25 protein-coding genes and 1 tRNA gene are annotated in these 24,773 nt (G+C 38.7%); 24 read left to right on the plus strand and 2 right to left on the minus strand.

What is annotated here, in order from left to right; genetic code table 11:
- Positions 1–81: 81 nt before the first annotated feature.
- The 14 genes from LBC_RS07250 (at position 82) to LBC_RS07315 (ending at position 8,545) form a co-directional block, all read left to right on the plus strand.
- Positions 82–984 carry a PDC sensor domain-containing protein gene (locus tag LBC_RS07250; RefSeq protein WP_221253774.1) on the plus strand — a complete coding sequence of 301 codons (903 nt, stop codon included), beginning with the start codon at positions 82–84 and terminating at the stop codon, positions 982–984.
- Entirely contained in the window at positions 981–1,598 is a 618-nt protein-coding gene (hisH, locus tag LBC_RS07255; protein ID WP_221253775.1) for an imidazole glycerol phosphate synthase subunit HisH, read from the plus strand. Before LBC_RS07250 ends, hisH begins: the two co-directional genes overlap by 4 nt.
- Positions 1,598–2,311, plus strand: a complete 714-nt coding sequence (gene hisA / locus LBC_RS07260; protein ID WP_221253776.1) for a 1-(5-phosphoribosyl)-5-[(5-phosphoribosylamino)methylideneamino]imidazole-4-carboxamide isomerase — start codon at positions 1,598–1,600, stop codon at positions 2,309–2,311. Before hisH ends, hisA begins: the two co-directional genes overlap by 1 nt.
- A 126-nt stretch (positions 2,312–2,437) precedes the next feature.
- A tRNA-Ser gene (locus tag LBC_RS07265) sits at positions 2,438–2,528 on the plus strand.
- 351 nt (positions 2,529–2,879) lie between these two features.
- On the plus strand, positions 2,880–3,446 hold the full coding sequence (locus LBC_RS07270) for an Arm DNA-binding domain-containing protein (RefSeq protein WP_221253777.1): 567 nt from the start codon (positions 2,880–2,882) through the stop codon (positions 3,444–3,446).
- A complete protein-coding gene (locus LBC_RS07275) occupies positions 3,440–4,666 on the plus strand; it encodes an integrase arm-type DNA-binding domain-containing protein (RefSeq protein WP_221253778.1) in 1,227 nt (408 codons plus the stop codon). Before LBC_RS07270 ends, LBC_RS07275 begins: the two co-directional genes overlap by 7 nt.
- A 29-nt stretch (positions 4,667–4,695) precedes the next feature.
- Positions 4,696–5,334, plus strand: coding sequence for a hypothetical protein (locus LBC_RS07280; RefSeq protein WP_221253779.1), 639 nt, complete (start codon positions 4,696–4,698; stop codon positions 5,332–5,334).
- Positions 5,335–5,579: 245 nt separating this feature from the next.
- Positions 5,580–5,798 (plus strand): AlpA family transcriptional regulator, encoded by a 219-nt coding sequence (locus LBC_RS07285; protein ID WP_221253780.1) that lies wholly within the window; start codon positions 5,580–5,582, stop codon positions 5,796–5,798.
- On the plus strand, positions 5,785–6,087 hold the full coding sequence (locus LBC_RS07290; protein ID WP_221253781.1) for a hypothetical protein: 303 nt from the start codon (positions 5,785–5,787) through the stop codon (positions 6,085–6,087). The genes LBC_RS07285 and LBC_RS07290 overlap by 14 nt, the downstream gene beginning before the upstream one ends.
- On the plus strand, positions 6,080–6,295 hold the full coding sequence (locus LBC_RS07295) for a hypothetical protein (RefSeq protein WP_221253782.1): 216 nt from the start codon (positions 6,080–6,082) through the stop codon (positions 6,293–6,295). Before LBC_RS07290 ends, LBC_RS07295 begins: the two co-directional genes overlap by 8 nt.
- Before the next feature lie 101 nt (positions 6,296–6,396).
- The gene (locus LBC_RS07300) at positions 6,397–6,657 is read left to right on the plus strand and encodes a hypothetical protein (RefSeq protein ID WP_221253783.1); all 261 of its coding nucleotides are present in this window, start codon (positions 6,397–6,399) and stop codon (positions 6,655–6,657) included.
- A 6-nt stretch (positions 6,658–6,663) separates the two neighbouring features.
- Positions 6,664–7,734, plus strand: a complete 1,071-nt coding sequence (locus LBC_RS07305; RefSeq protein ID WP_221253784.1) for a hypothetical protein — start codon at positions 6,664–6,666, stop codon at positions 7,732–7,734.
- Between the two features lie 235 nt (positions 7,735–7,969).
- Positions 7,970–8,197 carry a type II toxin-antitoxin system HicA family toxin gene (locus tag LBC_RS07310; RefSeq protein ID WP_221253785.1) on the plus strand — a complete coding sequence of 76 codons (228 nt, stop codon included), beginning with the start codon at positions 7,970–7,972 and terminating at the stop codon, positions 8,195–8,197.
- Positions 8,198–8,545, plus strand: a complete 348-nt coding sequence (locus LBC_RS07315; RefSeq protein WP_221253786.1) for a type II toxin-antitoxin system HicB family antitoxin — start codon at positions 8,198–8,200, stop codon at positions 8,543–8,545.
- Between the two features lie 236 nt (positions 8,546–8,781).
- Here LBC_RS07315 and LBC_RS07320 read toward each other — a convergent pair whose 3' ends face one another.
- Positions 8,782–8,997 carry a hypothetical protein gene (locus LBC_RS07320; protein WP_221253787.1) on the minus strand — a complete coding sequence of 72 codons (216 nt, stop codon included), beginning with the start codon at positions 8,995–8,997 and terminating at the stop codon, positions 8,782–8,784.
- A 267-nt stretch (positions 8,998–9,264) separates the two neighbouring features.
- Here LBC_RS07320 and LBC_RS07325 point away from each other — a divergent pair, with 267 nt between their 5' ends.
- The 8 genes from LBC_RS07325 to LBC_RS07360 all read left to right on the plus strand — a co-directional run bounded on the left by LBC_RS07325 (position 9,265) and on the right by LBC_RS07360 (position 17,629).
- Positions 9,265–9,420 carry a hypothetical protein gene (locus LBC_RS07325; protein ID WP_221253788.1) on the plus strand — a complete coding sequence of 52 codons (156 nt, stop codon included), beginning with the start codon at positions 9,265–9,267 and terminating at the stop codon, positions 9,418–9,420.
- Between the two features lie 106 nt (positions 9,421–9,526).
- Positions 9,527–9,694, plus strand: a complete 168-nt coding sequence (locus tag LBC_RS07330; RefSeq protein WP_221253789.1) for a hypothetical protein — start codon at positions 9,527–9,529, stop codon at positions 9,692–9,694.
- A 177-nt stretch (positions 9,695–9,871) separates the two neighbouring features.
- Positions 9,872–10,009, plus strand: coding sequence for a hypothetical protein (locus LBC_RS07335; RefSeq protein WP_221253790.1), 138 nt, complete (start codon positions 9,872–9,874; stop codon positions 10,007–10,009).
- Positions 10,010–10,794: 785 nt separating this feature from the next.
- Positions 10,795–11,832 (plus strand): ABC transporter substrate-binding protein, encoded by a 1,038-nt coding sequence (locus LBC_RS07340; RefSeq protein ID WP_221253791.1) that lies wholly within the window; start codon positions 10,795–10,797, stop codon positions 11,830–11,832.
- Positions 11,833–11,848: 16 nt separating this feature from the next.
- Positions 11,849–12,829 carry an iron ABC transporter permease gene (locus LBC_RS07345; protein ID WP_221253792.1) on the plus strand — a complete coding sequence of 327 codons (981 nt, stop codon included), beginning with the start codon at positions 11,849–11,851 and terminating at the stop codon, positions 12,827–12,829.
- Entirely contained in the window at positions 12,813–13,577 is a 765-nt protein-coding gene (locus tag LBC_RS07350) for an ABC transporter ATP-binding protein (protein ID WP_221253793.1), read from the plus strand. Before LBC_RS07345 ends, LBC_RS07350 begins: the two co-directional genes overlap by 17 nt.
- A gap of 61 nt (positions 13,578–13,638) precedes the next feature.
- Entirely contained in the window at positions 13,639–14,460 is an 822-nt protein-coding gene (locus LBC_RS07355) for a DNA ligase (protein WP_221253794.1), read from the plus strand.
- A gap of 289 nt (positions 14,461–14,749) precedes the next feature.
- Positions 14,750–17,629 (plus strand): hypothetical protein, encoded by a 2,880-nt coding sequence (locus LBC_RS07360; protein WP_221253795.1) that lies wholly within the window; start codon positions 14,750–14,752, stop codon positions 17,627–17,629.
- An 89-nt stretch (positions 17,630–17,718) separates the two neighbouring features.
- Here LBC_RS07360 and LBC_RS07365 read toward each other — a convergent pair whose 3' ends face one another.
- On the minus strand, positions 17,719–19,794 hold the full coding sequence (locus LBC_RS07365; protein ID WP_221253796.1) for a hypothetical protein: 2,076 nt from the start codon (positions 19,792–19,794) through the stop codon (positions 17,719–17,721).
- Between the two features lie 421 nt (positions 19,795–20,215).
- Here LBC_RS07365 and LBC_RS07370 point away from each other — a divergent pair, with 421 nt between their 5' ends.
- Both LBC_RS07370 and gmd read left to right on the plus strand, forming a co-directional pair.
- A complete protein-coding gene (locus LBC_RS07370) occupies positions 20,216–23,596 on the plus strand; it encodes a glycosyltransferase (RefSeq protein ID WP_221253797.1) in 3,381 nt (1,126 codons plus the stop codon).
- Entirely contained in the window at positions 23,593–24,624 is a 1,032-nt protein-coding gene (gene gmd, locus LBC_RS07375; RefSeq protein WP_221253798.1) for a GDP-mannose 4,6-dehydratase, read from the plus strand. Before LBC_RS07370 ends, gmd begins: the two co-directional genes overlap by 4 nt.
- The last annotated feature ends 149 nt before the right edge of the window (positions 24,625–24,773 follow it).

Raw genomic sequence — 24,773 nt, forward strand, 5'->3', positions numbered from 1 at the left:
TATCAAAATTTACTTAAATTTATCGTTTTTTTACGCAAAAAAGGCTAAAATCAAGCTTACATTATAAATTTAAGGATATAAGTGATAATCAAAGAGATCGAACGCTTTAAGCAAGCGCGCTACAAGCTAAGAGCCTACGTCAGCTATCTTTTTGAGCGCAATCTACCAAATCATCTGCCAGGAGTAAATGAGAGCATTTTACGAGAGGGATTTGACAAAATCGCTCACGAAGTTGACGGATTTGAGGCGTTTTATCTGCTTGATGCGTGTGGGGTGCAGTTAGGGGATGCGATATGCGTTAGTGGCGAGCTAAACACACAGGCTGGAAAAGACAGGAGTAACCGCGCCTACTACTACCGCGCAGTTAGAGAGCAGCACGCCATCATCACAGACCCCTACCCATCAAGCATAAATGGCGAGCTTTGCGTTACGGCTAGCATGCCAGTTTATGATGATAAGGGCGTGCTTAAATTTGTCGCTTGCATGGATATAAGCCTCTCAAATATCCTAAAAATCGCTGGTAGTGGCTGGCTTGAAGGCTGCTTTGACAAGACGCTAAAGGGAATTTATGCACTATTTTGCGCTGCGCTTTTGATGATATGTGCGGTGCTATTTTATCGCGGAGTGGAGAGCTTTTTACAGCGGGATTTTAGGCATATAAATATAGAGGAAATTTTCTCATCCACCATAATCCTCACACTTGCTTTGGCGATTTTTGATCTAGTAAAGACAATTTTTGAAGAGGAAGTCATAGGGGAAAATCACAACAACGACACGCTAGCTTATAAAACCATGGTGCGCTTTATAGGCTCAATCATCATAGCCCTTGCAATTGAGGCGCTCATGCTCGTATTTAAATTTGCTATCACCGCACCAGAACAAATTGTAAACGCTATTTATTTAATAGGTGGCGTTTCACTTTTGATGGTCTCACTCTCGCTTTATCTCTTTGCCGCAAACAGACGAAAAAAGGAGACAAAATGATAGCCATTATAAACTACGGCGCAGGCAATATTAAAAGCGTACAAAACGCCTTGCTAGCAATAGGGGCTGATAGTAGGCTAATCTCCAGTAAAGACGAGCTTTTAGCCGGCGGATTTACGCACGCAATACTGCCTGGGGTCGGGGCGTTTGGTGAGGCAATAACAAAGCTAAAAGAGCGCGAACTAGATTACGCCTTGCACGAGTATGTGGCGCGTGGTGGGGCACTTCTTGGAATTTGTCTTGGATTTCAGATACTTTTTGAGAGAGGGTATGAGTTTGGCTCGCACGAAGGGCTTGGGCTGCTTAAAGGCGAGGTCGTAAGCTTTAATAAAAATAAATTCAAATCCTCGCTAAAAATCCCCCACATGGGCTGGAATGAGATAAACTTTACTAAACAAAATAGCCTAACAAAGGGGTTAAAGCCGAGTGAATATTTTTACTTCGTGCATAGCTTTCACGCAATCTGCGATGATGATTTAGCCCTTGGAGTTTGCGAGTATGGCTATAAATTTATCGCAGCCGCTGGGGCTAATAGGGTCTGGGGCTTTCAGCCGCACCCAGAAAAAAGCGCTAACGCAGGGCTAAAAATACTAAAAAATTTCAAGGAAATGTAATGCAAATTTATCCAGCCATAGATCTAAAAGAAGGCTGCGCCGTAAGGCTAAGCAAGGGCGAAATGAGTAGCGCAAAAATTTACAGCCGCGAGCCAGCCGAGCTTGCAAAGGTATTTGCTGATTTTGGAGCACAGTGGCTGCACGTTGTAGACCTTGATGGAGCGTTTGCCGCAGAGCTTGTAAATTTTAAAACTATTGAGAAAATCATAAAAGCAACAAATTTAAAAGTGCAAATAGGTGGCGGAATACGTGATGAGGAGCGCATAAAACGCTATCTTGACATAGGTGCAAGCAGAGTGATTTTAGGCTCAATTGCGCTTAAAAATCCTAGCTTTGTCAAGGAAGTTGCACCAAAATATCCAGTCGTAGTCGGCATCGACGCAAGAGGCGGAATGGTCGCTACTGAGGGCTGGGCGCAGACTAGCAATGTAAGAGCTGATGTGCTAGCAAAGGAATTTAACACAAGCGGCGTAAGAGCCATAATCACCACAGACATCGAAAAAGACGGCATGCTAAAGGGTGTAAACACGGAACTTGTAAGGCAGGTAGCACTCTCTAGCGGACTTGAGACCATCGCAAGCGGAGGCGTAAGCTCACTAGATGACATACGCACTCTTGCTGAGCTTGAGTACGTGGGAGGAGTGATTGTCGGCAAGGCGTACTATGAGGCTGGACTTGATTTAAGGCAGGCTTTTAGGATAGCTGGGGCTTGATTTTGGTTTTGGCTGGGCTGGGTTTTAACCCAACTAACTTTAAATTTCAAAAAAAGCATATATGAATTTAAAATTTAAGCTAAAAATTATATTATTTTGCGTATAATCCTAATTTCAAAAACTTACGGACAGGTGGGTGAGCGGCTGAAACCACACCCCTGCTAAGGGTGCAGCTCTTAATCGGGGCTCGAGGGTTCAAATCCCTCCCTGTCCGCCATACCCCTATTTTTCCCCAAACTTAAGCCACTGTTTCAGACTGTTTCAAGCCAAATTAAAAACTATTAAAATCATCTCTCAAACCCGTATTTTAGGCACTTTTAGACCTCATCAGACGCCTTATTTTTACCCCCTTAATCTTGCTTTAGTGTTTCATTTAGGCTAAAATAACAGCAGGGAAACAGCCAAATCGTGAGCCCATAAGTTAGACCACGAGCCTATTTTTACTAAACTTAAGCACTCTGTGGGCTCACAAATAATTACAAATAGTCACAATATGGCTACAACATAGCCATAAATGGGCTCAAAAATAGCTATTTGTGGTTACAGGGAAATATTAAAGGGGAATGCAATGCTAACTGATTTAAAGGCAAGAAAAGCAAAACCGCAAGAAAAAGAATACACTTTAGGCGATGGGAACCGCCTATTTTTACTTGTAAGACCAAATGGGACAAAGAGTTGGCTTTTTATCTACACCGCACCAAACGGCAAGCGAGCCAAATTAACCCTAGGACGCTATCCAGCCCTAGGCATAGCAGGAGCGAGAAAGCTACGGGACCACGCCAGCACGCTACTAAATCAGAGCATAGACCCAAGAGAGTATCACAAAGCATTGAAAGCGGACGGCAAAAAAGAAGCGTGGCTACAGGAAAATTATCCGTCGTTACACAAAAATAAAAACGTGCTTACATCAGAGCTATTAAAAGACTACGCCACACTAAAGCAAAAAGAACACGCCATAAACGAAGCTTTTAAATTTATTAGTGAGATTAATATCAGCAAGGACGAAAGAAGTGCGCTTAAAAAACTTGCCAGCACGCTAAATCACGCAAGCGAGCTATTAGCAAAAGCAAGCCCAGCACTAGAAAAAATTAGCAAGCTAGACTATGAAATTAAAGCAAGGGGGCAGGAATGCTAACGGCTCTACAAATAGACAAGGCAAAACCGCAAGCCAAAGAATACAAAATCAACGACAGCGACAGACTTTACATTGAAATAAGACCGACAGGGCTTAAGCGGTGGCTTTTTGTTTTTCTAACTCCGCAGGGCAAGCGAGCCAAATTAACCCTAGGACGCTACCCAGCCTTAAGCATAGCCGACGCTAGAAAAAAGCGAGATGAAGCGGTGAATTTATTAAATAACGGCATAGACCCAAGAGAGCACGCAAAAGAGCAAGAAAAAGCCGAGCAGTTAAAAGAGCTTAGCACGCTAGGCAGGGTATTTAACGAGTGGAGCGAGTATCAAGGCGGAGAAGCAGTTACTAAACACCGCAGGCTTAGGCGTGCAGGGTGGCTACTTAATGAATTTAAAGAGCGTCCCATTAGCGAGATTAAAAAAGCCGACATCATAAGACATCTCGAGCTAGTCGCCAGCGAGCTAAATAACGATAGTGCAAACCGCCTACACCAAGACCTAAACAGCCTTTACCGCTACGCCTGCACCAAAGACTACACCGAGCATAACATCATCGCCGACTTTGATAAGAGAGTGTTTTTAAAAGCTCACATCTCAAAGCCCCTGCCAGCTATCACGGACGAGACGACTTTTAGCGAGCTTTGCAGGGCTATCTACGCACACCGCCCCACAAATGCAAGCGTTAAAAACGCCCTAAAGCTCATTTTGCACTTGCCACTACGCAACACAAGCCTAATAAGCCTAAAATGGGACTACGTCGACTTTGACCGCCGTATTTTAAGCGTCCCGCGCGAGAATATGAAAGGCGGGCGAATGGCTAAAAGTGCTTTAAAAGATGATTTTAAGCTCCCGCTTTCGGCTGAGGTAGTGGCGATTTTGCAGGCTCAAAAATTACATAGCAAGAATGAATTTATTTTCTCCAGCCAGCAAGGGCAAGCCCACATCAAGGGCGAGAGCCTAAATAACGCACTTATCCGCCTAGGCTTTGGCGATGAGAGCAGGGGCAGGAAACAGACGGCTCACTCTTTTCGCTCGAGCTTTTCAAGCATAGCCAGCGACCACGCAAGCGAGCACCAAGCCAGCGAGCAGACTATTGAAAAAGCCCTCGACCACGCCGAACGCAACGAAGTAAAGGCGGTTTATTCACGAAGCGAGCGACTAAACGAGCTAAGCAGGCTTTTAGAGTGGTGGAGCGGGTTTATTTTAAGCCAGTTAGAAATGTGAAAGAAAATAAATTTAAAGAAAGGTAGAAAATGGCTCAAGACATAGATAAAAGAATAGATAAGCAAAACGAAAAAGAAGCGGAGCAAAACGAGAAAATAAGGCACCTATTAAAAGAAATGATAACATTTTGCACTTACAAATCAGACAATAAGAATATTGTGGCTGCAAAAGCGGAAATAAGAACTTTCCTTGAGTATATTTTACTAGGCAACGAGGAGGGCGAAATATTTTTAAGTGATTTCGTCCCTTTCTTAAAAATCGCAAAATATGAATATACAAAATATAAGCTTTTTATTGATTTTGAGAATTTTGTAGTTAGACTTTTGGCAGTAAAGGATACTTCTGAAAGATTTGAATTTATACAATTAGAAAATCTTAAAAAGGGGTTTAGTTTATTAAAAACAGCTTTAACATATAAGGTTAGCTCTGAGCTTTGTCTTTCACTCGAGGAGCTGGAGAAGGAAAGCTATGACCGCTACCAATATATCATAAATGAGTATGAGGCTTTTTACAAAGACAGAAATCCAGCAAAAGCTAGGCAAGATTTTAATAATGCAATGCTTGAACTTTGCGAGCTTTACAAAATTGACGCTAAAGAAGCATTTGGCAAAAATGGCACTTTGGCAACTAAAATTCAAAAATATTTTTTGCCAAATTTAAAAGATTAAAAAACTTGTCGGAAAATTTTTTCCGACATAATAAAAGTCCGTTATTTTGGGGCTTTTAGAGCAATACCACACAAGCAAAGCAGACCAAAAAACCCACAAAACAGCAATTTTTTAAAACTTGTCGGAAAATTTTTTCCGTTGAAAAACTCCCGCAAAATCCGCATAATTCTCCCATCGCTTTGCAGTGTTTCAGATTTTCGCAATCAAACCATCAAAGCGAAATTTAATCCACAAGGGGGAACCCAATGGCATACAAGCCAAGCATTAATCTTGACGCGATAGAGCCCGTTACAATCAGGGCAGGACAGGCAGGACGCTACTACGGCGTAAGTAGGGCGACAATATGGCGATACGCAAAGGAGGGCTATTTTAAAGCTATGAAAATATCGCCTTGCGTTACGCTATTTAGCAAAAAAGAGCTTGACGCATTTTTCTTAAAAGGGGGCGTAAATGAAAGCAAGTAAACAAGCTTTCAAACGCTGGGAAATACTCCAGCAAATTTACATCTATCACGGGCTAGGCGCAGTATTTGACGCCGATTTGTGTTGTGGCGAGTATGGCATAGACCTTTTAAGCCTAAAGCGTGGCAAGCATTATGACATCAGCCACGGCGTAAGCGTATCAGAAAGTGGGATAAAGCCAGAAGCTAGCATTTATTTCACAGCTAAGGGCATAAAAAAGCTACTTAAGAGCAATGAAGCAATGCAAGCACGCATAAACGAGCTTTGGGCGGAGTACTTAAAAGATGAGTGAGCCTGCAAACTCGATAATGCTTAGCTCCGAGCAAGCCACAGCCAAAGCCCAAAGAAAAGCCTTTAATAAGCACCTTTTAGCTTATGGGGCTAAGCGGGCAGATTTTGCTAGCGACGGGGCTTTTAATTGTGCTTTTGATTTGTTTTTAAAAATGCAAGTGGCTAGTGAGAGCTTAAAAGAGCTAGAAAAAAAGTTGGGGATAAGATAAAAGCCCCCTTACTAAGACTACAAAGCAAGAGAGCAAACAAAAAAGCAAATTGATTATCTCTAAATTTAGCTTTGTAGTCCTTTAAATTTTAAGGACCAATTATGTCAGTAAAATTAACACACAAAACAAGATTAATCCGCCTAATGCTTGAGCGTGGCGAGATAACAGCCAGCCAAGTAACAGGCATATCAAATCCAAATGTTTATTTTGTTGAGCTAGAGCGGGCGGGCATATGCCAACACCGAGAGGGCATAATAGGCAACGCAAGAGTAAGGTGGCGAAGCATAAAGGACATCAACAAGGCAAAAGCCTTTTTAACCCAGCAAAAAGTGGCAAATCCTACGCCCCAACAAGGGCAATAACGCCCGATGATACGGGCGGGGATAGCTAGCCAAAAAGCTCCCCGCCAAAGAAAACCCACCCCCAAAACTGTTTCAAACAAAAGCAAAAATAATCATACAAACGCAAAACCCCAAAACCCAAGCCAAACCCCAGTTTTAAATATTGACAGCTTAGCCCTTGAGCTTGATAGCTCACAACTTGAGGCGTTAAAATCTGTGGGCGTAGTCGTAGAGCATAAGAGCATAGGAGAGTTTAACGCCGATGAGGTAAAAGCCCTAGCCAAAAAAGAGAGGCTAAACGCAAAAGCCTATGACTACCTAGGGACATACCACACAAAGCGGGGGATAAGCTGCCTAATCACAAAGCACAAGCGGGCGAAGTCTTTTAAACTCACTTTTAAAGGGCTAGCACAATACAGCCAGACAAGCGAGCTAATGCGGACTGACCTCATCGAAGTCTTAAAGCTAATAGACAAAGCAGGCAAGGACGTGAAACTTGCACGCCTAGACATAGCCCTAGACACGCCACGTCTAGCGAGCAAAGACAACGCCCAAATAGCCAAAAACACAAAGCGAGAGGCGTTTAAATTTAAAAACACGACATATTTTAAGACCCCAGCCGAAAAAGCACGCCATAAACGCACAAATGAGCGATTAGACATCAAAACTTATGCAAAGCCATACGCAGGTATTAGTCGCCTTGAGTTTTGTTTTAAAGGCTCGTTTTTTAGCTCTAAATCAACAGCCCTTAAAAGAGTGCAAAAGACCATAGTAAAAGCGAGCAAAAACACAAGCTTTAGCAAGGCAGATTTAAGCTCTTTAAGCTTTGATATTTTTGCCCCTAATAAGTTAATCGATTATTTTTCTGCTTATACCCAGCCAAAACGCCGACCAGTGCGGGCTTGTGAGCAGTTTTTAAGCTTAGCAAAAACTAGCCCAAAATCAAAGCTTTTAAAGCCTGTTTTTAAAGCCAAATCCGCAAAGAAAATCAAGCCTAGCAAGAAAGGGTTTAAAAAGCTAAGATTTAGCAATAAATTTAACCTCCAAAAAGCAAAAATAACACCCAAACCCAAGCAAACAATAAACGCACCACCATAATTTAATAGGTTCTTTTTGTGTTGTTTGCGTACAGGGGTCGTCAGTGCCGCAAAAATATTTTCTCTGTCAGGATTTTAAAATTTTTGCAGACTTTAAAAAAAGTACTATTACGTAGTAATAGTAAAAATTCCAAAGTCTGCAAAAGTGGCAGGTTTAGCCAAATCCAGCAAACAAAACCGCCATAAGCAAAGCCAAAGCCAAAAATAAGTATGATACTACGCATAAAGGAAAGAGAGTGAGCCAATTAGATAAGCTTATTAAAGAGCTAGAAAATAACCCAACCAACGCAAGATTTGAGGATATTAAAAAACTGCTTGAGCGAGTGGGGTATGTAGCGTCAAATAATGCGACTTCGCATTGGCAGTTTAGAAAACTTGGGAAAGATACAATCACCATACCATACAAAAAACCAGTAAAAGCCTGCTACGTAAAAACCGCACTAAAAGCCATAAAAGGGGAGTAGATGAAAGACCTAAACTATTATTTAAATTTGCCATATGAGATTATCGTCCGTCCGCTTGATGAGGGTGGTGGGTATTATGCTTATTATCGTGATTTTCCAGGCATTATGGGGGACGGCGAGAGCTATGCCGAGGCGATTGAGGATGTTAAAAAAGCCTTTGCTTTTGTCATTGAAACAGACTTAAAAGAGGGGCTAAGCATAAAAGAGCCAACTGACCCACTAAACGACCCAAGCGTAAGAATAAATATTACAATGCCTAAAAGCGTGCTTGAAGCGATTGACAGAGTGAGTAAAAACCGCTCAAAGTATCTTACCACGCTAGTAAGGGCGGATTTGGCTTTGGCTTAAAACACTTTGCCAGTTTATTTTAATGGCAAAGTATTGTTTACTTTTTAACGGGTGGGGGTAGGTAAATCTCTAGGGCTTAAAACGCCGACCAAATGGGGTGTTTTGATTTTATGCGTGGGATATTTTGGCAAAGTGTTAGGCAAAGTATTGTTTACTTTTAAAGCACTAAGCCTAATTTTCGGCTGAGTGAATACAAAGACCCAACAGACTACAAGCCCCCAATTTCAAACTCCGCTTTAAAGCTCATTAATAAATCTCCTAGCCTCATCAGCGTTAAGACTTTGCTCACCGAGCCTACTCTCTGCAATTGCCAAATCTAGCCTATCGAGATAATCCTCAATCGCTTGGGCTAGCATTTCATCAGGATTTTTATTTAGCTCCCTTGCATACTCGTTTAAGCTTGCGTAAAGCCCCATAAGGCTGACGCCTTGCACGTCTGTATTTGTCTGCATTTTTGCCCCCTTGTTTTTGCCCTTATCCTACCAGTAAAACGCTTAAAATATGTTTCATTTAGTCGCATTTAGTATCAAATTTAAAAATCAAAGCTTAAACGCAAAAAAAATAGTTTTATAAATGAAGGTAAATGACTTAAGCAAAAATCAAGAAAGATTTAAGCTTGCAAAAAATCGTATGCTATGATTTTGCTTGCAAGCTGTTAAGACGGCTTGAGTTCTTTAACATCAAGAGAGTTTTAAGAAAAGTGCTGTTAGAATTCTGAAATGACTGAATTAATCAAAAACATAGGTTTAGGCATTTTTGTAAATGGTGCTTATGCGTGGCAGTTTTCAGACAATAGCGAGCTTGGAGCGTGGGCGGTATTTGAAGGCATTTTTTTAATGACTTCAGCAATCTACCTACAAAGGGGGAGACAATGAGTAATCAAGAGCTTTTTGTAATCTTTGGGGCAGTCCTTTGCGTTTGCGTGGGATTTATGCTTGTAAGAGAGATAAGAAAGAGAAAACCGCAATATTAAACTAAGCTATGATAGAGCTTTTAGAGTTAGTTAAAAACATAGGCTTAGGTTTGTTTGTAAATGGTAGCTATGGCTTGCTAAATGGAGAGCTTAGCCTTGCAAACGCCTACATTACCATTAGTAGCGTTGCCATTATGGCAGGAGCATTTCACCTACAAAGGAGATTTAAGAGATGACAGGACAAGACATTATCTTAGCTTTAACCACAGCTTGCCTGCTTTTTGTGGGCTATGGCTTTGTGAAATTAAAGCTACAAGAAAGAAAAGCCCAGCACTAAAATTTTAAATCTCTCTTGACTTAAGGCGAGTTCTTTAAAATGGGGGTTGTTAAAAATTAGTTTTGGCTTTGGTATTATGGAAGCAATAAGAGCAGTTTTTTACGGACTTATCGTAAATGGAATTTATGACGTGCTACACGACGACTTAAGCGACCTTAGAGCGTGGTTTTTAGTCGTGGCTAGCGCATACATCATCAATAAAATAAGGGGCTAAAATGGACGGAAAAGACTTAGCAGTCATTTTTACGCTAATAATGGCGGTTTATGTAACATTCTTTTACAAAAAGAAAGAAAAACCAAAGGACGCCCAAAACTAGCCTAATACGACCCCTTTTTAAAAGATAAATTTAAATCAAAGGGGGTATTATGAAAACCACACAACAAACATCACAGACAATCCACGCCCAAAATATGGGGGGGGGGGGGGACAAGCGACCCCAATCACCAAAAGCAACTTGAGAGATTTAGCAAGCTTTTAGACAAGTACAAAATTAACGATGACAACGAAAATCGATCTTACGCCGTCTTAGATTTGGCGTTTGATTTATTTTGTTCGCTAGATAATTACATTCAAAACGTCAAAGCACGAGACGAGCGAGTAATTAAAATTTTAAAAGAAGCATACAACGAATAACCGCCCAAAAGCGTTAAATTTGCCCCATTTGTAATATTTGGGGCAGACGCCTAATTTAAAGCCCTATTTATCAAGCTTGCCCCACTGCTTTAAAGCATTTGGCAAAAACTCCAAAACTTTCTAAGCGTTTGCAATTTGTAACCCTATCTGTAACCTTGCACCCATTTTCACAAACCTTAAACACCACAAAATCCCGTAAAATACGAAATTTGAAAGCCATATGGTGTAACTCCCTCCCTGTCCGCCAGCTCACACTTGATTTATCCATTAAAATCTTTTTAATCATGCAAAACTAAAAATCTACCTAAATTTAATTTTAAACTTTATAGTTTATGATAAAATATATCTTTTTAAAAAGGATAAAGATGAAAATTTTAAATATTATTTTTATTGTGGCGATTTTTTGCGGAAATATCCTCGCAAGTCGCGAAATAATAGACCAAACAGGACGCAAAATAATCCTACCAAATAATGTAGAGCGCATAGTCGTCCTACAGCACCAAAGCCTAAATTTATTAAACGAAATAAACGCTCTATCAAAAGTAGTCGGCATACAAAAAAGCTGGCAAAATAGACTAGGTTCAAACTACACAAAACTAGCCCCAAACCTACCTAATCTACCCATAGTCGGAGATTTAAACAGCATAAATTTAGAAGCCACCCTAGCACTCAAACCAGACGTAGTCATCGTGGCAAATTACATGCCAAAAGAGTACATAAACAAGCTAGAAAACGCTGGCGTGCCTGTGGTAGCCATGAGCTTTTTTAGCGTAAGCAGCGACGAAAAATATAAACAGCACCCAAATTTAAAAGACGCATTTAACGCATATGATGATGGGTTTTACGAGGCTGTGCGCATACTAGGCACAGTCGCAAACCGCGAAACCGAGGCGCAAGAACTCATAGACTACGTCAAAAAAGCGCAAGCCGAGATAAAAAAAGAGCTTGCGTTTTTAGCAGAAAAAAAGCAGCTAAAAACGGTCTATGTAGCGGTGCCATTTTTTGAGACTTACGGCAGTGGAAAATATCCTGAGGTGCTATTTAGACGAGCCGGAGCAGTAAATGTCGCCGCAAGTACAATAAAAGGCTATGCAAAGGTAAGCCCAGAGCAAATTTTAAAATGGAACCCAGAGGTGATATTTGCCCAAAATAGATACCCACAAGCCATCGATGAGATAAAAAACACAAGCGCACTAAGCTCGCTACAAGCGCTTAAAAGCGGACAAATTTACCTAATGCCCGAATATGCCAAAGCCTGGGGACACCCTAGTGCTAGCGATATGGCACTAGGCGAGCTTTGGGTGGCAAAGACGCTTTATAAAGACGAGCTAGCCCACATCGATTTAGACGCAAAGGTGCAGGAGTTTTATCATAAATTCTACCGCACCAGCTATCAAAAATGAGCCAAATTTAAATTTAATGCGTTTTAGGTTTTTAGCGCTGCTCTTGCTTTGGCTAGCTGTTGCGATTTTCTCGCTTGGGCTTGGCAGATATTCGCTTACGCCCAGTGAGCTTATGGCTACGCTTTTTTATGGCAGTAGCGACGTGGCAAATAGCGTGATTTACGACATTAGGCTACCGCGCATACTGCTAGCTAGCCTGTGTGGTGGGGTGCTGGGGCTTGTGGGCATTAGCCTACAAGGCGTGTTTAAAAATCCGCTAGTAGGACCACATATCGTAGGCGTTAGCACTGCAGCAGCCTTTGGCGGAGCTTTGGCGATTTTATTTGGGCTTGGAGGCTATGGGATTACAGCGGCGGCGTTTGGCTTTGGGGTGCTTGCACTATTTATTCTTTATCTCATCGCTACTTACACCAAAGGCTCAGATATTTTCTCGCTCGTGCTTGCTGGCATAGTCATAAATGGCGTATTTGCCGCACTCATTAGCCTAGTGCAGTATCTATCTGATAGCGAAGAAGTGTTGCCAAACATCATCTACTGGCTGCTTGGCAGCTTCGTGGGCGCAGACGCGAGCAAGCTGTGGCTTATGGTGATTATCACGCTGCCTTGTGGGGGTGCGCTCGTGCTTATGCGGTATAGATTAAATTTACTAAGCCTAAGCGAGCAAGACCTGCGTACCATGGGGATAAACGCCACACTTTTACAAGGCGTGATACTCCTGCTTTGCACGCTTTTAATCGCTGCGCAAGTCTCAATCAGCGGAAATATCGGCTGGGTGGGGCTAGTGGTGCCTCATATCACAAGGCTAATCGTAGGCGCAGATCATACCAGAAGCGTGCCAGCTAGCTTTGTCTTTGGGGCGATTTTTATGCTCGTTGTAGATGACGTAGCAAGGGCAGTGGCAAGCACTGAAATACCTCTTGGCATACTAAACGCACTCATAGGAAGCCCCATTTTTGCCCTACTTTTAAAAAGGAGCATAGGTGCAAAATCTGCTTAGTGCAAGCTCGATAAGCTTTTATTATGATGATAGCTCGTGGTGTTTTAAGGAGCTTAGCTTTGAGATTAAAAGGGGCGAAGTGCTGGCGATTTTAGGGCTAAATGGGCAGGGAAAAAGTACGCTTTTAAACTGCCTAATAGGGCTAATTAACCCCAAAAGCGGCACAATCAAGCAAAACGCCACTTATGCCTTTTTGCCGCAAAGCTTTAGCCTTAGCTTTGATTATTCTTGCCTAGATGTCGTAGTTATGGGACGCGCTAGGGATATATCGGTCTTTAGCACGCCTAGCATTAGCGATAGACAAATCGCAACTGATGCTATGAAACTTTTGGGTATAAGTGAGCTAGCAAAGGCTAAATTTAATAGCCTAAGCGGCGGACAGAAGCAGCTCGTGCTGTTTGCTAGAGCAGTCGCAAGCAGGAGCGATGTGCTGTTTTTAGACGAGCCAGCCAGTGCTTTGGATTTGAAAAATCAAGATAAAATTCTAAGCCTAATTAGCAAGCTTAAAAGCGGACTAGACGGCAAGAAAACGAGCATAGTCTTTACCACTCATCAGCCCACGCACGCCCTAGCTGTGGCGGATAAGACGCTCGTTTTGCTACCCGATTTAAGCTACGCCTTTGGAAAAACCGACGAGATACTCTCAGAAAATACACTAAGAAATCTTTATAATATTAATATAAAAGAAGTTGATATAGATGATATAAAAACTTTGGCTCAAATTTTTAGCGTGCAAGTTAATAAATAATAAATTTTTTATTAACTTTTTGGTATAATCATAAATTTAATCCCCTAATATGAGTGAGTAAATGATAAAATTTATAATTTCTATTGCACTATTTTGCCTAAATTTATCAGCCTTTGAGATACTAAAGCTGGGAATTTATAGCGGTCAGGACATATCAGGCTGGCTAGCAAGCGAAAAACTAGATGGAGTGCGGGCATACTGGGACACAAAGGAGCTTTTAAGCCGTCAGGGAAAGAAAATACAAGCCCCAGATGAGCTTTTGGCTATCTTACCGCCATTTGAGGTAGACGGCGAGCTATGGATAGCTAGAGAGAGTTTTGAGCGCACTCAAAGCGTGGTCATGGATCAAACCCCAGACGTAAACGCTTGGCGAGAAGTAAGCTACAATATCTTTGACGCTCCAATGCAAAAAGGTGGGCTTTTAGAAAGATTAAGCGTGGTGCAAAAATACATCGATAGCCTTGATAACGCCTCAAAATCTAGGATAAAAATCATAGCTCAGCACAAAATAAAAAACAGGCAAGAGCTTGATAAAATGCTAGATGAAATCGTAAAAATAGGCGGCGAAGGAGTAGTGATAAGGGAACCTACGCACGCCTATAAATGGGGCAAAAGCAATAAAGACTTAAAATACAAGCGCTTCATAGACGCCGAGTGTCAGGTCATCTCGCTAAACGAAGGAAAGGGTAAATTTAAAAATATGCTAGGTTCAATAACCTGCGAGACAAAAGATGGCAAACGCTTTAAAATAGGCTCTGGCTTTAGTGATGAAGTAAGATTAAACCCACCTAAAATAGGCGAAATAATCACGTATAAATACCTAAATCTCACCTCAAAAGGCATACCGCGCTTTGCTGTGTTTATGAGAGTGAGGAGGGATTAAGCAAAATTTAACATACTAAAAATAACTTAAAATCCCTATAATATGGGGTTTTAAGAATTTAAACTTAATAAAATATAAAAAGTTTGAAAATTACGATTTTCAAAACTTTACTAAAGCACTTACACTTGTAACAACAGATGGTTCTGACACCGCTGCAAAAGCTTGGATTGAAAGTGTTGTAAACGGAGAAGATACTACAAAGTATGATAGTACAACTGCTTTAAATTCTACCGATAAAGTATACAATGGTACAGATAAAAATGATCTGTTTACTGCAGTAGTTAGTTCTTTGCCAAATGATAATACCTTAAAACCTGACTATACAGTAGATGGTAAAGAAGGTACTGATAAATTAGCTGTTGAATTAGGGGCAAATTTTACAGGATTTGCTGCTGGTAAGGGGTTAAAGGGTGTTGAAGTACTTGAGTTAAAAGGAACCACAAGTGTTACAAGAGCGTTCAATGCAGATAAAATATCTGGATTAAATGAAATTGTGATAAAAGGTGAGCAAGGCGCTACTGTCCAAAATCTAGCAAATATAGTAGAAGTGTCAGCTCAAGGCGTAAAAGCAACTAATGGTATTAATGTAAATTATACAACTAATGCACTAGAAGGTACTTCCGATGTACAAAAAATCACACTAGATGGAATTGGAGCAGCTAGAAGTGAAAATGTAGAGCGCACAGCAAATAATACAAAAGCGGTAGCTGTTGGCAATCAATCCATAGAAACCATAAACATCACAACAAAGGGTGAGGCAAGCTATATCAACAACGTACAAACAGCAGCAAACGGCACCCTAAACATAGAAGGTAGTGCAAATTTAGAGCTTACTACTGCAGGTACTGGAGTGGTAAATGTAGACGCTAGTGCTTTAACTGGCGATTTAGATGCCGACCTAAGAAGCGCAACATCACTTAAAAGCGTAAAACTAGGTAGCGGAAACGATAAGGTATATCTTGCAAATACATCAGGAGTCCTTACTGTAGACGGTGGCAACGGAGATGATACTCTGATTTACGAGGGATACCAAGGAACACATAAGCTTTCTGCTTCAAACATAGAGTCTTTAAAGATTAACACAATAGCTGCAGATAACTCTATGCTAGAAATGAGTGATGCTAGCGGCATAAAAGAGCTTAGCCTAAAAGAGCTAGGTGCAACCCAAAACATAAGGATAGCAAATTCATCCATATCTAAACTAAACATCGTTAACGATAAAAACACAGCAGCTCCAGCAGCGGCTACATCAGCAGTTACAATAACAGGTACTAGCCTAAGTGAGATAAACTACGTAAACACAGACCCAGTCACAGCAAATACAGCAGAAGGTTTTGGTGGCTCTGTTATTGCAGCAGATGTGACGGCTTTAAAAGTACATTTTGATAATTTATCAAATTCTCTAGAATCAAACACTATTACAGCCCAAAAAGCTAGTACCATAGAATTAGCACTAGACGCAGTAAAAGGCACTCAAGGTCTAACTTTGGCAACTCCTCAAGTGCAAAATTTAATAGCCAATGTAAAGTCAACTGATGCCACAAACGTTACAATAACCAATGCTAACGCAAATAATATCGAGATATTAAATATTAGCACAGATGGTGCATTTAGACTTATTTCAGCGGCTAATACATCTACAAATTTAACTAAAGTTAGTGAGATAAAACTATCTGGTACAAATGCTAATTCAGCAGTTACACTAGGAAATATAGGGGATTTAAATAACTCAAATGGTTTAGAAGTTAATGCTAGTGGTCTTCAGGCTGGTCTGACATTTGGTTCAGTAAATAGCAGACAAAACAGTGGCGCAGTAGCTAATGTAAAAGCCACCGACCTAAAAGGAGCAGCTACCATCTTTAATGGTGCAGATTCAGACGTAGGTGGTGATGTTAATATATCTGTAAATGGGGTAAGTGGAGCATTGGCTATAGCAAACGGCAACTCTATCACATCAACAGGTGGCAAAATCAGCCTAGACGTATCAAACGCAAAAAGCACAGTAAACGTAGGCGGTCTAACATCTGCTACATCTAGCGTAGACGTAAGCGTTACAAACGCCTCAGGAAACGTAACAGTAGGCGCACTAACTAGCACAAACAATAGCGGAGACATCTCAGTGTCTGCAAGTGGGCTAAATGGTACTTTAAATGTGGGAAACATAGCTAGCACCAATGCAAACGTAAACGTAACAGTTGATGATATGGGCGGAAAAGTCACACTAGGCACTATATCAGCACAAAAAGCTGTCGTAGACCTAAGCCAAACTATGGCAGCTAATGCAGTAGGAGCTATAACAGCAGCAGATGTTACATACAAAGGCTCTCTGCTTCAGGCAATAGATGCAACTGGCAATATAGCTCTAACAGCAAAAAATGGCACAGCTCAAGCGCTTACAGACTTTAAAGCCAATATAACTGGCTCACTAGGACAAGATAATGTAGCTGTAACTATGGGTGGCGCAAACATCGGCTCAGTAACCCTAACAGGCGATCTAAAAGATGGACAATCTCTGACTGCTAATGGCGTTAGCTTTGCTAGCCTAAACACAGCTGCAGCAAATTTAAAAACAATCGACATCAGCACACTAGCTAACTACGGACACAGCGCAATAGCTCTAAATGCGGGCAACACCGGACTTACAGCTATTAAAACAGGTAACGGAAACGACGCTATAGATATAAGCGCAGCCGCAGTAGGACTAAGTGCTCACAAGCTAGCCATATCAGCTGGCGCTGGAGATGACACCATCACTACAGGTGCTGTCACAGGAACTAACCTAACCATCGACGGTGGAGAAGGAAACGATACATTTGTTCTAACAGCTGCGGTAACTACAGCTGCTGCTGCAAATGTGGTAACACTTACTAGCCTAAATACCGGAGATAAGATAACTTTTGGAGATGTTGCGCTTAACTTTACTAAAGGAACAGTAATAAATGCTAACACACTAACTGAAGCTGCAAATACGCTACTATCAACGAATGACAAAGAAAATACAGTATACGCTTTTGCGTATAAGGGAGACACATACCTGCTTCACAACGTTGCTACAGGTACAAATAAAATAGCTGTGACTGATCATTTAGTCAAACTAGCTGGCGTTAGCCTAGACTCACTAAATGCTCAAGCAGATACAGCTGGAACTATTGCGCTTACTATAAACTAAGAATTTATTAGTTTAGAGATATCCGAGAAAGTCTCGGATATTTTAGGGTTTATCCCTGGGGCTTTAACGCCCCAAAGATTTATAGCGCATTAAACAAGTGTTAGATCTTGTCCGCTTACGCTAGCTGTTGATAGGTCGTATGTGCCTACTAGTTTTACTACGCTATCATTGGCAGCTTCAAGTTGACCTGCATTATTTGCATCTTGAATAACATAAGTGTTACCTTTGTAGTTAAACCAGATTACATTATTTGCTGTAGTATTAGCTGCTACTGCGTTAGTGATATTGTGAGATAGGTCTATATCTTCGTTGATATTTGTAAATTTAGCAGTATTTGCTAATTTGCCATTATTTGTAGGTGCGATGGCAGCAGCAAATGTGATCTTATCCCCAGCATTTAGCCCAGTTACGGTGTTAAACTGAGTGTTGCTACCTGTATTTGCCACTAAAGTAATCGTATCATTTCCGCCAGCACTTACGTCTATGTTAGCGTACATACCTGCTCCTAGAGTGATAGCGTCATTGCCAGCACCGCCTTTTATAGTGATGTTGCTAGCTGATACGGTATCAACAGTTAGGGTGCCTTTTAGTGCGCTTGCGTCTATGCTTGCATTAACATTTTCAAATCTAACACTAGCATCGCCAGTTACTACAAATTTAGCCTGCGGAGAGTTAGCTACGTCAATAGCTGTGATTGTATGGATAACTGTATTGTTTTTACCAAGTGCTACTAGGTTTACAGTCTCTATGTCGTGGTTTGCTACGCCTAAATTTAAGCTAGCGATAGTTGTGCCTTCACGAGCTGTGGTTGCGTCAGCCTTGCCTAGTTTTAGAGTAACAGCTTCAGCGTCAGTGTCCGCTCCAGCCATTTGTAGGATCACGATATCTTGTGTATGGGTAGTTTGCTCTATGCTTATGCTAGCTCCATTTTTGATATTAGATACGGTTAGATTTTTTTGTCCAGCTTGGTCTAAATTTAAATCCGTAACAACTAGGCTGTCAAATCCAGTGTAGTTATTCATATTAATGCCTACACTCTGATTACCGCTTACCGCACCACCTATCGCCTCAAATCCAGACACGTTTGTTAGTGCGTTGCCAGCCCAAGCGCTTAGGATTAGAGTGTCGTTACCTGCGCCGCCTACTAGCTTAGTGTTTGCAGTTGTTGCTGCTGACATCTCTACTCTGTCGTCTCCGCTACCAAATGTACCATTTACAGTAGCGCCTGCTTGCATTACAGTTACGCCGCCAGTGTTTGCGCTAGCGTCGATTTTAGCTACTTTTGCGTTAACTGCGTCGTTATATACTACCTTACCAGTACCTGTTACAGTTAGGTCACTCACACCTCCATTAGTTACTTCTCTTACAGTAGTGGTGTGCTTTGCGTCTGTGTTTGCATTTAGCGTTAGCTTTGTAAATGCGCTATTTAAACCTAGGGTTGAGTTTTCTGTGCCATTAGATGTGATAACGCCGGTTGTAGCCACTGATGTAGCTAGGGTAACAAGCTGAGCGCCATTGTTTGCAGTCTCTAGGTTTTCGATAGTTATGTTTTGTGTAGTGCCTGCGTTTTTACCAGCGATAGTGATAGTGCTAGCATTTGTGCCTGTTAAATTTTTTAGAGATATGCTCTCTACAGTTGCGGTATTGCCTGATGTTAAATTTAAAGCAGCAGCTAGGCTTACATCATCTAGACTTAGAGATTTGATCTCCGCTGAAGCTAGGCTAGTTACAGCTAAAGCGCCATCTGTTTTTACGCTTAGGCTATCGATTACCTTATCTGTCTCGTTTGTTTTGTTAATGCTTACAGTTGCAGTACCAGTAGCTACAAGTGACACATTTTTAGCTTTGTTTGCTGTTACTGAAGCTGTTGTACCAGCTATTTCAGAGATATTTTTAGCATTCTCTGAATCTATGGTTACTGCACCAAGTGTATTTACAGCTATATCTGTGTAGTCATCAACTGTGTCGTCTAGGTCTACATCAGCGTTAGCTATTGATTTTACGTTTAGTTTTTCTACATTGCTGATATTTAGGGCTCTTACAACAGCGTCATCTATATCTACACCAGCCACTGTGCCTACTAGGTTTAATGTATCTATACCAGCTCCACCGTCTACACTCTCGCCAGCTGTAAATGTAAGTGGATATAGCGCATCTTTATCCATAGCGCCGTTTACGTATCCTGTAAAAGTGTCATCTTTTGCAGTACCTACTAGGGCGTCATTTAGCTCAGTTGTGAAGTTAAAAGTCTCACCTTTACCAGCTGGAGAAGTGCTAGAAACCTCGTCTATCCAAGCTTTTGCAGCGGTGTCAGAACCATCTGTTGAGACAAGTGCAAGTGCCTTAGTGAAGTTTTGAAAATCGTAATTTTCAAACTTTTTATATTTTATTAAGTTTAAATTCTTAAAACCCCATATTATAGGGATTTTAAGTTATTTTTAGTATGTTAAATTTTGCTTAATTTTGTTTTAAGACCGTACACTAGCACTTTTTGCAAAATAAGATATTTATAAAAATTTTGTTATAATTTTCATCTTATTTACAACTTAAATAAGATGAATACTTATTTTTTAGAAAGAATACTATATGGATAGTTTTTATAAAGATTTAGAAGATAAATTTAGAGGAGAAAGAAATCAAATTAAAAATAGGCTTTATTTTTATAAAGATATTCTAGATGCCATAAAACAGCAAAATCATCAAGATGAAATTATAGCAATAGATATAGGTTGTGGTAGAGGGGAATGGCTTGAAATTTTAAAAGAGAATAAAATTAATGGCATGGGGTGTGATAACGATGAAAGAATGGTGCTAGAATGTAGCAAAAGGGGCCTTCAGGCAAAAAAGATAGATGCCATAGAATTTTTAAAGAGCATTAAAGACTCTAGTGTAGATATAGTAAGTGGATTTCATATAGCAGAACATTTTCAGTTTGATGTTTTAAAAGACTTTTTAAAACAAGCAAATAGAATATTAAAAAATGATGGTGTTTTGATATTGGAAACCCCTAATGCTGAAAATATAAGAGTAGCAACTTTAAATTTTTACATAGATCCAACACACCAAAAACCAATACCCCCTGTATTTTTGGAATATTTATATAAATTTAGTGGTTTTAATCATGTTTTTATGTTAAGAATAAATTCTAACTTATATTCTGATGATTTGTCACTTTTAAATAATGTTGGCGTAAAAGAAATATTATCCGGAGTAGGTCTTGATTATGCTATGATTGGAATAAAACAAGGGTCTTCCCATATTATTTCACTATTTAGTAAGAAATATAGACAAGGTCCTAGTTTTGAACAATTGGTTGATATGTTTGATTCTGAATATTTAAATACTAAAAATAAACTTATAGACGCACAAGAAAGATTGCAACAAGCAGAAATAAAAATAGAACATATAGAATTTTTTATATCAAAACTTAAAAAATTATTCGCTATACCTATTAAAATTTTAAAAGCTTTAATAAAAATAAGATGCTATTTGCTTAATAAAATTTTATATTTTTCCAAGCAAAATATAAAATTTATTGAAGATTTGGCAAACAAAAATCCAAAAATTAAAAAAATATTAAAAACTACTTTAAATAAATTTCCATCAGTAAGAGCTAAAATATTTAAATTTAAAAGTTCACTTCAAACAAGAAATGATATATATATATCAAAAAATAGTGGATTTATGAAAACAATTTTTAAACAAAAACACTCAGAAGAATATAATGAAAATTTAAAATTTAAAGAATTAAAATATTTAAAAAAATTTAATGAAATTTATGTAATTGGTAGCATAAGTGGGCATTACAGTTTGGCTGCGATAAATAGAAATATAGTATTTAATATAATGGATAAGATAGAAACATCAATAGTTGTCTATCACGAAAAGTATTTTGATCCTATTGAGCCAATATCTCTTTTGGAAAATGAGTTTAATACTTTAAAAAAAATAAATATCACAAGCGATCAAAACATAATAGATAACAAAAATAGAATTGGGCTTTACCATCACTATCCCGTGATAGATAAAACAAAGGAAATTTATGGTTATTCTATAGCTGTATTTTTTTGGGAAGAGTCTAGAATTCCGCAAGACACAATTAATATACTTAATACAAAATATAATGGTGTCGTAGTATCTACTTGGTTTATTAAAAAAATACTCATAGACAATGGCTGTATAAAACCAATAAAAGTAGCAAATATACCATTAAAAGAATTACCAAGCATCGGCAAAGAAAAAGTTGATACAGAAAAAAATGAAATAAGACTTTTGCATATATCATCAGCTCTTCCAAGAAAAGGAGTAGATATACTTCTGCGAGCCTTTAATAAAATTTGTAAAATATCGGATAAAAATTTTACCTTAACCATAAAGACGTTTCCGAATCCACATAATACAACGTCTGAACAAGTTGAAATTTTAATAGATAAAAAATTTCAAAATAGGATTAATATTATTTTTGATGAAAATCTTACCGCATTAGATATAGCTAATTTGTATAAAAACGCAGATATAGTCGTTCTTCCAACTCGTGGGGAAGGGCTTAATATGCCAGCAATAGAAGCTGCCCATTATAAAAAACCAGTGGTTACCACAAACTATAGTGGTCAATGTGAATTTATGGAAGAACCAACAGAATTTATTGATTATAAATTTGAAAAAGCAATTACCCACTTTTTTATGCCAGGATCTGTCTGGGCAGAACCTAGTGTTGATGATTTAGTAGAAAAAATACTAAAAATATCAAATAGATTAAATGATTCAGATCTAAATATTCAACTAGAAAAATTGCAACATTTAGTTGATGAGCAAATGTTTGGCAAAAAATGTGTTGATAATTTTATATCTAGCCTTTCTTTATTGAAAGAATTTAACCAAAAAATAGAAACACCAAAAATAGCCATAATATCTACATATAACACAAAATGTGGAATAGCTGAATATTCAAAGTATATGCAAGAATCCTTATTAAACAATGGCTGCAATGTAAATATATATTCATGGGATGATATTTCTTACAAAAACTACATAAACAAAGATAACCTTTTTGGAAATTTAGACATAAATGAAAATATAGTATGGCTACAATACCACTTTAGCTTTTATGATATAAACAAGAGACTAAAAAATGACATTAAACTTTTAAAAGATAATGACAAAATAATAGTCATCACTCTACACTCTGTTAGACAAATACTAAATCATAAAAAAGATGAACAATTAAATTGGTCTGAAACACTAAATGAATTCGATAGGGTTTTTGTGCATAACATAAACGATTTAAATGCCTTAAAAGCTATAGGAATTATAGATAACGCAGTATTAATACCTCATGCCAGCCAAGGAGATATTAGCAAAAATAATCAAAATTTATCAAAATTAAAAATAGGGTTTTTTGGATTACTTCTACCACATAAAAATTTACAAGAACTAATAAAGGCATTTTCAAAATTTTTAAAGAATCAGCAAGCAGAGCTACATTTAATAGCAAGTATAGTGAATGAGGATTCTAGGCGTGAATTTTTAGAATGCTCAAAATTGATTAAAAAACTACACATTGAAAATCATATTACTTGGAATACAGATTTTTTGCCCCTTAATCAGGTAAATAATATATTAACACAATGCGATGTTATAATTATGCCATACTTGCAAAGTGAAGAGGGGGCTAGTGGAGCAGCAAGAATAGCTTTAAGCTGTTGCAAAAATTTAATAGTTTCTCCTTCTGAAATCTTCGACGAATTAAGAGAAGTTAGCATATCCACCCTTGGATACGATAGTGAAGATATACTGTTTTCACTAAAAAATTATATTAATAACCCAATAGATAAAAATAGATTGGAGGCTAGAAAAAAATGGCTACAAGAGCATGACTGGAAAAATATATCCAAACGATATCTAAGCATATTTCAATCTATCTTAATGGATAAAAAATTTATGAGTTATATAAAGGAAAAAGAATGAAAAAAGCATTAATAACTGGTGTTAGCGGACAAGATGGAGCATATTTAGCAAAATATCTATTGTCTTTAGGATACGAGGTATATGGAGGATACAGGAGATCTTCTAGTGTAAATTTTTGGAGATTGAGTTATCTAAATATTTTAGATGATCCTAAATTTAAACTAATCGAATTTGAACTTACGGACCCTTTTAATATTTTAAATGCTATTAAGGACATAAGACCAAGTGAAATATATAATTTAGCAGCGCAAAGTTTTGTTGGAGTTAGTTTCACCGAACCATTTCATACTTTAAATGCAACTGCTGCAGGAGTATTGAATATTTTAGAAGCTATAAAAACAATAAATAAAGAAATCAAATTCTATCAAGCTAGCACATCAGAAATGTTTGGTATGGTGCAAGCTATACCACAAAATGAAGTAACACCTTTTTATCCAAGATCACCATATGGCGTAGCAAAATTATATGCGCATTTTATAAGCATAAACTATCGCGAGAGTTACGACATATTTGCTACTAGCGGTATACTTTTTAATCATGAAAGCCCTCTACGAGGATTAGAGTTTGTAACTAGAAAAATAACTAATGCTGTGGCAAAAATTTATTTAAACAAAGCAGATAAATTAGTTTTAGGAAATTTAGATGCAAAAAGAGATTGGGGCTATGCTGCCGAATATGTTGTCGGTATGCATGCTATGTTACAAGCTGAAAAAGCAGATACATTTGTTTTAGCCACAAATACAACAACAACAGTAAGAGATTTTGTTAAATTTGCATTTGAAGCAATTGATACTCCGATAGAATTTATTGGGGAAGGAATTAATGAGACAGGAGTGGATAGGTATGGCAAGGTGCTGGTTGAAATTAATAAATCACTATTTAGGCCTGCAGAAGTAGATTTGCTAATAGGTGACGCTAGCAAGGCTAAAAAACAACTTGGTTGGGAAGCCAAAACAGATGCAAGAAGTCTTTGCGAAATGATGGTAAAGGATGATATAAACAAAATTAAGCAAAATTTAACATACTAAAAATAACTTAAAATCCCTATAATATGGGGTTTTAAGAATTTAAACTTAATAAAATATAAAAAGTTTGAAAATTACGATTTTCAAAACTTTACTAAGGCACTTGCACTTGTCTCAACAGATGGTTCTGACACCGCTGCAAAAGCTTGGAT

Origin of the sequence: Campylobacter sp. 19-13652 (genome assembly GCF_019702925.1) — a bacterium.
GTDB lineage: Bacteria > Campylobacterota > Campylobacteria > Campylobacterales > Campylobacteraceae > Campylobacter_A.